Annotated in this window: 7 protein-coding genes; 6 read left to right on the forward strand and 1 reads right to left on the reverse strand. The window is 63.0% G+C overall.

Annotation, left to right across the window (positions count from 1 at the left end):
* Nucleotides 1-35 precede the first annotated feature (35 nt).
* The 5 genes from O3306_RS20895 (at nt 36) to O3306_RS20915 (ending at nt 8,421) form a co-directional block, all read left to right on the forward strand.
* The gene (locus O3306_RS20895; protein ID WP_272011057.1) at nt 36-1,667 is read left to right on the forward strand and encodes an MFS transporter; all 1,632 of its coding nucleotides are present in this window, start codon (nt 36-38) and stop codon (nt 1,665-1,667) included.
* A 336-nt stretch (nt 1,668-2,003) separates the two neighbouring features.
* A complete protein-coding gene (locus tag O3306_RS20900) occupies nt 2,004-3,212 on the forward strand; it encodes an efflux RND transporter periplasmic adaptor subunit (RefSeq protein ID WP_272011059.1) in 1,209 nt (402 codons plus the stop codon).
* A gap of 75 nt (nt 3,213-3,287) precedes the next feature.
* Nucleotides 3,288-6,386 carry an efflux RND transporter permease subunit gene (locus O3306_RS20905; RefSeq protein WP_272011062.1) on the forward strand — a complete coding sequence of 1,033 codons (3,099 nt, stop codon included), beginning with the start codon at nt 3,288-3,290 and terminating at the stop codon, nt 6,384-6,386.
* A gap of 194 nt (nt 6,387-6,580) precedes the next feature.
* Nucleotides 6,581-7,297 carry a GntR family transcriptional regulator gene (locus O3306_RS20910; RefSeq protein ID WP_272011064.1) on the forward strand — a complete coding sequence of 239 codons (717 nt, stop codon included), beginning with the start codon at nt 6,581-6,583 and terminating at the stop codon, nt 7,295-7,297.
* A 161-nt stretch (nt 7,298-7,458) separates the two neighbouring features.
* Complete coding sequence (locus tag O3306_RS20915; RefSeq protein ID WP_272011066.1) at nt 7,459-8,421, forward strand: dihydrodipicolinate synthase family protein; 963 nt, start codon at nt 7,459-7,461, stop codon at nt 8,419-8,421.
* A gap of 62 nt (nt 8,422-8,483) precedes the next feature.
* Here O3306_RS20915 and O3306_RS20920 read toward each other — a convergent pair whose 3' ends face one another.
* Nucleotides 8,484-9,515, reverse strand: coding sequence for an Ldh family oxidoreductase (locus O3306_RS20920; RefSeq protein WP_272011068.1), 1,032 nt, complete (start codon nt 9,513-9,515; stop codon nt 8,484-8,486).
* A gap of 129 nt (nt 9,516-9,644) precedes the next feature.
* Between O3306_RS20920 and O3306_RS20925 the strand changes: the two genes are divergently transcribed.
* Nucleotides 9,645-11,162 (forward strand): aldehyde dehydrogenase (NADP(+)), encoded by a 1,518-nt coding sequence (locus O3306_RS20925; protein ID WP_272011071.1) that lies wholly within the window; start codon nt 9,645-9,647, stop codon nt 11,160-11,162.
* Nucleotides 11,163-11,303: the final 141 nt, after the last annotated feature.

Consider the following 11,303-nt stretch of genomic DNA (forward strand, 5'->3'; position numbering starts at 1 on the left):
GGTTGTTGTTGGCAGATCCTGCCCGGAGAGCCCTCTTGCCTGACCGCCCGTCGCCCCTGATCCTGTTTCGCAACCAGACGTTCCGTTCGCTCTGGATATCGGCCTTGGCGTCGAATTTCGGCGGGCTGGTGCAGGCGGTTGGTGCCGCGTGGATGATGACCACGCTCACCGATTCCCAGAGCATGGTGGCGTTGGTGCAGGGCTCTGTCGCGCTGCCGATCATGATCTTTTCACTGCTCGCCGGGGTGTTTGCCGATAATTTCGACCGGCGCCGCGTGATGCTGATCGCCCAAGGGTTCATGTTCGTGGTGTCCGTCGGCCTGACCATCATGGCATTCGAGGGGCTGCTGACGCCCTGGCTTTTGCTGGCCTTCACCTTTCTGATCGGTTGCGGCACGGCGCTGCACAACCCGTCATGGCAGGCCACGATGGGCGATATCGTCACCCGCGAGGAATTGCCGAGCGCGGTGTCGCTCAACAGCATGGGGTTCAACCTGATGCGCAGCGTCGGGCCTGCGGCGGGCGGTGCCATTGTCGCTATTGCGGGGGCGGCGGCCGCGTTTGCGGTAAACGCCTTCAGCTATATCGCGATCATCCTCGCCTTACTGCGCTGGAAATCCCCGGTGCGCGACACGCGCCTGCCGCGCGAGCCGTTCGGCAGCGCGTTCTCGGCCGGGCTGCGCTATGTCGCCATGTCACCCAAGCTGATCCATGTCATCCTGCGCGGGTTCTGGTTCGGTCTCACAGGTGTCGTGCTGTTGGCGCTGTTGCCGGTGGTGGTGCGCGAAGTGCTTCAAGGCAATGCCTTTGTCTATGGGGTGATGCTGGGCTGTTTCGGCATGGGCGCGGTTGGTGGTGCGTTGGCCAATGCCCGCCTGCGCGAGGCGTTCCGCAACGAGATCATTGCGCGCGGCGCGTTCCTCGGTTTTGCGCTGGGCTGTTGCGTGCTGGCGCTCAGCGGTAACGCGGTGCTAAGCGGCGCGGCCATCGGCCTGACCGGCGCCTGCTGGGTGCTCGCGCTGTCGATGTTCAACGTGACGGTGCAACTGTCAACGCCGCGCTGGGTCGTGGGCCGCGCGCTGGCGCTCTATCAGACCGCCGTCTTTGGTGGCATGGCGGCAGGAAGCTGGGCCTGGGGCGCACTGGCAGAAACAACCAGCCCTTCGGCGACGCTGTTGCTGGTCGCTGCGCTCTTGGTGGTCGGCGCACTGATCGGCCTGCGGTTGCCCTTGCCAGAGTTTCACGGGCTGAACCTCGATCCGCTGAACCGGTTCAAGGAGCCGACCCTGCGATTTGATCTGACCTATCGCAGCGGGCCGGTCATGGTCATGGTGGATTACGAAATCGACCACGCCGACGTGCCCGCGTTCCTCGCCGCAATGAGCCAGCGGCGCCGGATCCGGATCCGCGACGGCGCACAGCAATGGGCGCTGTTGCGTGATCTCCAAAATCCCGAGCATTGGAGCGAGAGCTATCATGTCCCGACATGGGGCGAATACGTGCGCCACAATGAACGCCAAACACAATCGGATGCCGAACTGTCGGATTTGCTGCGCGGACTGCATCGCGGTCCCGGAGGTCCCGTCGTGCGCCGGATGATCGAGCGCCAGACCGTGCCGCTGCGCGAAGATCTTGCGGTGATCCCCGAACGAAAAGAAGAAGCGTGACCGCCGATGTATGCGATTCGCAGCAAAGCTCCTAGGGAGGAATGCCTCGCCCGGGCCGCTTGGCCGCCGTATAACAATTATGTTACTGGTTTAGGCGTTTAAGATTAGTTGGTTAGAGTGAAGCGCGCTGCATCGCTCGATGATCTTGCATACGATCCAGGGCCAAATTTATCCGAGCGGGTTGGCCTTGGCACGGTTAATGGGTAAAGCAGGCGCGCGGACAGGGCAGCCCGAGACTGTCGCAGTGATATCATTTACTGCGAAATCAGGGCACGTTAATTTCTACGGAATTGACCGCATGCCCGAAGCCGCATGTATTGAACGGATCCTCAGAATATGCTGAATTTTCCTAGCCTGACGCGCTTGACCCTGCTCTTGACCCTGTTGGCGATCAGCGCCGCGCCGACACTGGCCCAACAACAGGGCGACCGGCCACCGCCTGCCGTCATCGTGGTGACGGCCCATGCACAGGATGTTGGCCTGACGACGACCTTGCCGGGGCGCGTTGTTGCGTCCGCCGAGGCCGAGGTACGCCCCCAGGTCGCTGGGATCATCACCGAACGGTTGTTCGATGAGGGTGGTCAGGTCAAGGCGGGTGAAGTGCTCTACCGGATCGACGCGGCGACCTATGATGCCGCCGTCGCACAGGCCGAGGCCGCCGTTGCGCAGGCCCGCGCGCAGAGCAAGGCCACTGACCGCGAGGCAGAGCGGCTGCAAACCCTGTCGACCCGCAATATCGTCAGCGAACAGGCGCTGGATTCGGCCATTGCTGCGCGTGACAGCGCAGCGGCCAGCCTGCAGGCGGCACAGGCGCAATTGAAGGCGGCACAGATCGAACTGGACCGGACTGAGATTCGTGCGCGCCTTTCGGGGGAAATCGGTCGTTCGATGGTCAGCCCCGGTGCGCTCGTCACTGCGAGCCAGCAACAGCCCCTCGCCGTGATCCGCAATATCGACCCGGTCTATGTGGACGTGACGCAATCGGCGGCCGAGCTGCTGGATTGGCGACGCGGGCATATGGCCGCGCGGATTGAGGCCGAGGGTCCCCGCGAAGTCACCCTGACGCTTGCCGATGGCAGCGACTTTGACCAGACCGGAAAACTGACCGCTGCCGAGCCGGTGGTCGATCCGTTGACCGGTGTCGTCGTGCTGCGGATGGAGTTCGCCAACCCCGACAAACTGCTGCTGCCGGGAATGTATGTGCAGGTCGAAATGCCCAACGGCATCGCCAAGGGCGCATTTCTGGTGCCGCAGGAGGGTGTCAGCCGCAACCGGCGCGGCCAGCCGACGGCGCTGGTGGTCAAATCCGATGGTGTCGTCGAACAGCGTGTGCTGACCGTCCTGCAGGATCAGGGGCAGAACTGGGTGGTTGCGGGCGGCCTGGAGGATGGCGACCGGATCATTGTCGAAGGTCTGCAAAAGGCAGCGCCGGGCGCCACCGTGACACCGCAGGAACGTGAAGCGGCCACGGCGGGGCAGGGCGGAAATCAGTCCGCTGCTGACCCCAGTGCCAACCCAGACACAGCAGAGAAGCCGGCGGAATAGACGTTGCTGCCGATGGAAATGCTATTTCCGAAACCGATTGATCCCTTGATCAAATATTGACCGGAGCGCCCGAGCATGGCCCGTTTCTTTATCGACCGCCCGATCTTCGCCTGGGTCATCGCGATCTTCATCATGGGGATCGGGGCGCTGTCCATCATGACGCTGCCTGTCGCGCAGTATCCGCAGATCGCACCGCCGACCGTGCAGGTCAGCGCCTCGTATCCCGGGGCCTCGGCGGAAACGGTAGCCAACACGGTCACGCAGGTGATCGAACAGCAGATGACCGGCCTCGACGGGCTGCGCTACATCTCGTCCAGCTCAACCGCGGCGGGCGGGGCCAGTATCACCCTGACCTTCGAGACCGGCACAGACCCCGACATTGCGCAGGTTCAGGTTCAGAACAAGCTGGCGCAGGCCACCGCATTGCTGCCCGAACCGGTGCAGCGGCAGGGGGTCACGGTGCGCAAATCCTCGGCCGGCTTCCTCATGGTGGTGGCGCTCATCGCCCAGAACGGTGACTACGACGCGACCGATTTGGGTGACTATCTGAACACCAACATGGTCAATGAACTGAGCCGCGTTGACGGTGTTGGCAGCGTGCGGGTCTTTGGCGCGCAATACGCGATGCGCATCTGGCTGGACCCGTCCAAGCTGGCCGCGTTCGAGCTGACCCCACAGGACGTGGTGACCGCGGTGCGCGCCCAGAACGCACAGATATCTGCCGGACAATTCGGCTCGCGGCCCACGGTCGAGGGGCAGGTGCTGAACGCCACGATCACCGCACAGTCGCTGCTGACCACGCCCGAGGATTTCCGCCAGATCGTGCTGCGGGCCGAGACCGACGGCGGGCTGGTTCTGGTCAACGATGTCGCGCGGGTCGAGATCGGGGCCGAAAACTATGCCACCATCTCGCGCTACAACCAGCGCCCCTCTTCCGGCATGGCGATCAGCCTGGCGCCCGGGGCGAATGCGCTCGAAACCGCGCAGGCTGTCGAAAATCGGATCGAGGAACTGGCGCGGTTCTTCCCCGAGGGTTTCGAGTATGTGATCCCCTACAATACCACGCCGTTTGTCAAAATCTCGATCGAAGAGGTGGTCAAGACGCTGATCGAAGCCATCGTGCTGGTGTTCCTGGTGATGTTCCTGTTCCTGCAGAACCTTCGCGCGACCCTGATCCCGACCTTGGCCGTGCCGGTCGTGCTGATGGGAACGTTCGGGGTGCTGGCGCTATTCGGTTTTTCGATCAACACGCTGACGATGTTGGCGATGGTGCTGGCTATCGGCCTGCTCGTGGATGACGCCATCGTGGTGGTCGAAAACGTCGAACGGATCATGGAGCAGGAAGGGCTGGGCCCGCGCGAGGCGACGCGCAAGTCCATGGGCCAGATCACCGGCGCGCTGATCGGCATCGCGGTGGTGCTGTCGGCGGTTTTCGTGCCGATGGCGTTCTTTCCCGGCTCGACCGGGGTCATCTATAAGCAGTTCGCTGTCACCATCATTTCGGCGATGGCGCTGTCTGTCCTGGTGGCGCTGACGCTGACGCCGGCGCTCTGCGCTTCGATGCTGAAGGCGAAACAGCATGGCGACAGGAAGGGGCTGTTTGGCCTCTTCAACCGTGGCTTCGACAAGTTGCTTGGTGGCTACGCGGGCAGTGTCGGCTGGATCGTGCGGCGCCCCGTACGGGTCGGGCTGATCTATCTGGTGATCGTCGGGCTGATGGTCGGGCTGTTCATGCGGACGCCACAGGGGTTCTTGCCGGACGAGGATCAAGGCATCTTGTTCACCTTGATTCAGGGCCCCACGGGGACAACCGCCGAACAGACGCTGAAAGTGGTCGAGCAGGTCGAAAATTACTACCTGACGCAGGAAACCGACGTTGTTGAATCGGTGTTCGGTATCGCCGGGTTCAGCTTTAGCGGGCAGGGGCAGAACCTCGGCCTTGCCTTTGTACGGCTCAAGGATTGGTCCGAACGGGAAGACCCTAACCTGAGTGCGCAAGCACTGGCGGGGCGGGCGTTCGGAGCATTTAGCCAGATCAAGGGCGCAATGGTGTTTCCCATCGTGCCGCCCTCGGTGATCGAATTGGGCAACGTGTCGGGGTTCGATTTCTATATTCAGGCGCGCGGCGGCCAGAGTCATGAACAGCTATTGGAAGCGCGCAATCAGATGCTCGGCATGGCAGCACAAAGCCCGCTGATCGCGTCAGCGCGGCCAAATGGGCTGGAAGATGCAGCGCAATTCAACCTCGATATCGACTGGCGTCAGGCGGGCGCGATGGGCGTCAGCGCCACTGATGTGGGCAGCCTGCTCAGCACCGCATGGGCGGGCACATACGTCAACGATTTCGTGGACGAAGGCCGGATCAAGAGAGTCTATGTACAAGGCGAGGCGTCTGCGCGCAGCGTGCCTTCGGACATCGAGAAATGGCGCGTGCGCAACGAAAGCGGAGGCCTCGTGCCGTTCTCAAATTTTGCCGACGCGAGTTGGACTTACGGCCCGCAGGGGGTGAACCGGTATAACGGCGTGCCGTCGATGCAGATTCAGGGCTCTCCCGCGCCCGGCGTCTCGACCGGCGATGCGGTGGCAGAGTTGCACAGGCTTGCCGAACAACTGCCGCCGGGTTTCCAGATTTCGCTGACCGGGCTGTCACTGGAGGAAGAGGAATCGGGCAACCAGGCGCCGCTGCTCTACGCGCTGTCTCTGGCCGCGATCTTCCTGTCGCTGGCGGCGCTTTACGAATCCTGGTCGATTCCGTTCGCCGTGATGCTGGCGATGCCGATCGGCGTGCTGGGCGCGCTCAGCGGCGCGTGGTTGGGTGGGTTCGAGAACGGCGTGTTCTTCCAGGTTGGCCTTCTGACGGTGATCGGCTTGACCGGCAAGAACGCGATCCTGATCGTGGAATTCGCTCGGGACAGACGCGAGGCGGGCGAAACCATCTTCGACGCCGCCGTCGATGCCGCGCGCCAGCGATTCCGCCCGATCATCATGACGTCCATGGCGTTCTCGCTGGGGGTTCTGCCGCTGGTCCTGAGCACCGGGGCCGGATCAGGCGGGCGCACGGCGATCGGGGCGGGTGTGCTGTCGGGCACCATCGCCGCGACGGTGCTGGGTGTGCTGTTCGTGCCGTTGTTCTTTGCCATGATCGCGCGGCTGCGCAAGTCGGCTGTGGACTGAGCTTACGCGTTCAAGACTCCTATCCGCGGAGGGATAGCAGGTTGGCTTTGCCGGACCTGTAGGAGGGCTAGGGCCTTTTCACGCTGGATAACTCGCGGTAACTACGCGCGGTGGAATTTTTTGTCTGCGACCCGCTTGCAGGTTGAAAGTGGCGTCCGAGTTTGTATTTTGATTGTCGACAAAGAGGAGCCGACATGACCACTACCCCTTCCGCCAAGGACACTGAAAAGAGCACGGAGCGCAAGCGCGGGTCGGGCGTCCAGTTCGTTTACGACGTATTACGGGATGAGATCCTGAACCTGACGCTGGCACCGGGCAGTGCGATTGATGAGGTCCAACTGGCGCAGCGGCTGGCAATGTCGCGCACACCGATCCGCGAGGCGCTGGTCCGGCTGGCCGGCGAGGGGCTTGTCACGACGCTGCCGAACCGCTCGACTGTGGTCACGAATATCGACCTGCTGAACCTGCATGCATTCTTTGATGCGATAACGTTGATGTATCGCGTGACAACACGACTGGCGGCACAGAACCACCAGCCCGAAGATCTTGTGACGATCCGCGCCCGCCAGGCGGAGTTCGCGCAGGCAGTCGCTGCACAGGACGCGCTGTCGATGATCGGCACCAACCGCGAGTTTCACGCCGCTATCGCCGCCGCCGCTCGCAACCCTTATTACGAGAGCCTGTTCCTGCGGCTTCTGGATGAGGGGCGGCGGTTGCTGCGGCTCTACTATTCGTCGTTCAACGATCAGCTGCCGCATGAATATGTGGTCGAGCACGAAGAGATCATCACCGCTATCGAGAACCGGGACATTGAAACGTCTGATGCCTTGGCCCGGCGCCACGCCGATCAGATCGTGTCCCAGACCCGCACCATGATCGCTGACGACCGCCGGATTGACATCGCGCTCTGAGCCGCGTGAATCCGCCGTCTGACACGGGTGGGCTTCACGGTCGAAAATTTATGTCGACAAGAAAAATACAGCGGGTATAATCCCTGTGATTCCAACCCGTGGCTGATTGTGCCCTGCGGCTGGGATGCCCCCCTGTTTCTGAGTCGCGAAGGAGACCAGCAATGACCAACAGCATTTTCTCCGGTACAATTCCCGCCCTGATGACGCCCTGCAAGGCAGATCGGAGCCCCGATTTCGATGCGCTGGTGCGCATGGGCAAGGAACTGATCGCCACCGGCATGAGCGCCGTCGTCTATTGCGGTTCGATGGGTGATTGGCCGCTGATCTCCGATGAAGATCGGATGGAAGGCGTCGAGCGTCTGGTCAAGGCCGGCGTGCCAGTCATCGTCGGCACCGGCGCGGTCAATTCCGCCAAGGCAACTGCACATGCCGCGCATGCGCAAAAGGTCGGCGCACAAGGCCTGATGGTGATCCCGCGCCTGATCTCGCGCCTGCCGTCGCCTGCGGCACAGCGCAACCATTTCAAATCCGTCCTGTCGGCCGCACCGGACCTGCCCGCGGTGATCTACAACAGCCCGCATTACGGGTTCGAAACCAAAGCGGATCTGTTCTTTGCCCTGCGCGCCGAGCATCCGAACCTGGTCGGGTTCAAGGAATTCGGCGGCGACGCCGCGCTGAGCTATGCGGCAGAACACATCACCAGCGGTGACAAAGACATCATCCTGATGGTTGGCGTCGACACGTCTGTTTACCACGGTTTCGTCAACTGTGGCGCCACCGGGTCGATCACTGGCATCGGCAACGTCCTGCCGCGCGAGATCCTGCATCTCGTGGCGCTCTGCGAAGCCGCCGCAGCTGGTGATGCCGACGCGCGCCAGCGCGCGCTCGAGCTGGACGCTGCGCTGCATGTCCTGTCGTCGTTTGACGAAGGCGCGGATCTGGTCCTCTACTACAAGTACCTGATGGTACTGAACGGGCACGAAGAATACACGCTGCACTTCAACGAGACCGACGTGCTGAGCGACAGCATGCGTGGCTATGCCGAGGCTCAGCTCAAGCTGTTCCGCAGCTGGTATGCGGACTGGAGCAAACAGCCCGGTGCCGTGCAGAAATACGCTGCCTGATAGACAGGTAAACGTGAGACGAAACAGATCCGGCCCTCCTGCAAAGGAGGGCCGGATTTCGTTTATTCGACGGCGTCCAACCCACCGGTTTGCAGCCGGTCCAGCATCGCCATCTCATCTGCGTTGAGGGTGATGCCCTCGGCATTGGCCTTTGCGCGCGCGACAAAGCGGCGTTGCGATGGCAGGCGTGCGCCTTGGCCCAGGATTGCTTCGAAGAGCTTTTCAGCGCGGGCCATCGGATCGCCTCCGCGACCGCCGGCAAACCGGGCGGGATCGAACGCGAGGATCAGCTCGCCATGCGCTGGCGCCAGCGTGGTCGTGCCAAGTGCCTCCAGCGATTCCTCGCTGGTCAGGTCGCCGATCATCACCCCGGCCAGCAGTTCGATCATTGTCGAGATGGCCGAGCCCTTGTGCCCGCCAAACGGCAGCATTGCACCGGCCAGCGCCGCCTCGGGATCGGTGGTGGGATTGCCATCGGCATCCACGGCCCAGCCTTCGGGCAGTGTCTTGCCCGCGCGGCGGTGCAATTCGATTTCGCCCCGCGCGGCAACGCTGGTGGCAAAATCGAATACGTAAGGATCACCGCCCGGACGGGGCCAGCCAAACGCGAACGGGTTGGTGCCCAACAGTGCCACGGTGCCGCCCGTTGGTGCAACGCTGGAATAGCTGGGGCACATTGCCATGCCGACCAGCCCGCGATCAGTCAGCATCTCGATCTCGGGCCACAGCGCCGAGAAATGCGTGCAATCGTTGATTACCAGCGCCGCAACTCCGAGGGCCTGCGCGCGCTCGGCGAGGGCGGGAACGCCCATTTCGAACGCGGCGTTGGAAAACCCGCCTCCCGCGTTGACGCGCACGATGGCACTGTCGTCGGTGGTCAGCTTTGGCTCGGAGTCGGGCACGACCTTGCCTGCCTTGACGGTGCGCAGGCAGCCTTCGATACGGTAGATGCCGTGGGACTTGCAGGCGTCGCGCTCGCCCGAGACGATTACCCGCCCGAGCGCGCCGGCATGCAGGGGCGACAACCCGCCGCGTTTGAAGATTTCAGTGACCCGTGTCGTCAGTTCTTGCACGGAAAGTGTGGTTTCGCTCATGGAATGTCCCTTCTTGTGGTTGTCAAACTTGCGTTCCTGCATACATCTTGTATGCATGACGCAATGGATGCAAGAGCCCCGGCCGATTGAGTCGCGCGGCCCTGTTCGCCGAATTCAAGGAGATGACATATGAGCTTTAAACCGCACGGAAAACACCTGATCGCAGGCGCATGGGTCGCAGGCGATACCACGTTCGAATCTTCTCCCGCGACGGGACCGGCGCATCACTTCTCTGTCGGCACTCCTGAGTTGGTAGAGCGCGCCGTCGAAGCCGCCGAAGGCGCGTTCGAGGCTTATGCCGCCACCACAAGCGAGGCGCGCGCAGCGTTCCTTGATGCCATCGCCGAGGAGATTGACACGCGCGGCGCGGCCATCACCGAGATCGGCACCCAGGAAACCGGCCTGCCGACCGCCCGACTGGAAGGTGAGCGCGGCCGCACCGTAGGGCAGATGCGCCTGTTTGCCGCGCATATCCGCAAGGGCGATTATCTTGATCGCCGCCATGATGCAGCGCTGCCCGATCGCGCTCCTGCGCCGCGTCCCGAACTGGTGATGGTGCAACGCCCCATCGGCCCGGTCGCTGTATTCGGCGCGTCAAACTTCCCGCTGGCCTTTTCGGTTGCGGGCGGTGACACGGCGGCAGCCTTGGCGGCGGGTTGCCCCGTTGTGGTCAAGGGCCATTCGGCCCATCCCGGCACCGGCGAGATCGTTGCCGAGGCGATCAAAGCCGCAGTAGAGCGGTGCGGTATGCCAGCCGGCGTCTTTTCGATGATCCAGGGCGGTGATCGCAAGGTCGGTCAGGCACTGGTGCAGCATCCGTTGATCAAGGCCGTCGGATTCACCGGCTCGCTCGCCGGTGGACGCGCACTGTTCGATCTCTGCGCCCAACGCCCCGAGCCGATCCCGTTCTTCGGTGAGCTGGGCTCGGTCAACCCGATGTTCATCCTGTCGCAGGCCGCCAAGGCCCGTGCCGAGGAGATCGGCAAAGGCTGGGCCGGGTCGCTGACGATGGGTGCCGGGCAGTTCTGCACCAATCCCGGCATTGCCGTGATTCAGGACGGGGCAGACGCCGACCGCTTTGTGGCGGCAACCGCTGAGGCGCTGAATGATGTGGCAGCACAGACCATGCTGACCGACGGCATCGCGCGCGCCTATTGTGAAGGCCGTGAGCGCATCTCGAGCGACGCATCGGTGCGCCCGGTAGTGGTGGCCGATTCCGAAGGCCGCAACGCCGCACCGGCACTGTACGAGACGACAGCCGCGGAGTTCCTTGCCAACCAGGCGCTGCATGAAGAGGTGTTCGGCCCGCTTGGCCTGGTTGTGCGCGCCACCTCGGCGGATGAGGTGGAGACCATCGCGCGCGGTCTGGAGGGGCAGTTGACCGTGACCCTGCACATAGATGCCGGCGACATGGATGCCGCCCGTGCGCTGCGCCCGATTCTTGAGCGCAAGGCGGGCAGGGTGCTGGTCAACGGCTTCCCCACCGGGGTCGAGGTGGCGGATTCGATGGTGCATGGCGGGCCGTACCCGGCCAGCACCAATTTCGGTGCAACCAGCGTCGGCACACTTTCCATCCGCCGCTTCCTGCGCCCGGTCTGCTATCAGAACGTGCCCGCCGAACTGCTGCCCGAAGGCGCATTGGCCTGACGCCATCTGTCTGGGACGAACTGCGTAAAAAAGCGGCATGCATATCCTGCATGCCGCTTTTTTTGTCCTGTGTGGATGGCTCCTTTTTTGCAAGTCCTATTTGTGCTGGCGTTTTGTCAGAAGCAGTCTTGTGTTCGGCCT

The sequence above is a fragment of the Roseovarius sp. ZX-A-9 genome (genome assembly GCF_028369135.1).
Classification (GTDB): domain Bacteria; phylum Pseudomonadota; class Alphaproteobacteria; order Rhodobacterales; family Rhodobacteraceae; genus Roseovarius.

Bases quoted from the DNA above. Each gene is read 5' to 3' on its own strand.
- O3306_RS20915 (WP_272011066.1), top strand. From the start codon at position 7,459: ATGACCAACAGCATTTTCTCCGGTACAATTCCCGCCCTGATGACGCCC.
- O3306_RS20920 (WP_272011068.1), bottom strand. From the start codon at position 9,515: ATGAGCGAAACCACACTTTCCGTGCAAGAACTGACGACACGGGTCACT.
- O3306_RS20905 (WP_272011062.1), top strand. From the start codon at position 3,288: ATGGCCCGTTTCTTTATCGACCGCCCGATCTTCGCCTGGGTCATCGCG.
- O3306_RS20925 (WP_272011071.1), top strand. From the start codon at position 9,645: ATGAGCTTTAAACCGCACGGAAAACACCTGATCGCAGGCGCATGGGTC.
- O3306_RS20900 (WP_272011059.1), top strand. From the start codon at position 2,004: ATGCTGAATTTTCCTAGCCTGACGCGCTTGACCCTGCTCTTGACCCTG.
- O3306_RS20910 (WP_272011064.1), top strand. From the start codon at position 6,581: ATGACCACTACCCCTTCCGCCAAGGACACTGAAAAGAGCACGGAGCGC.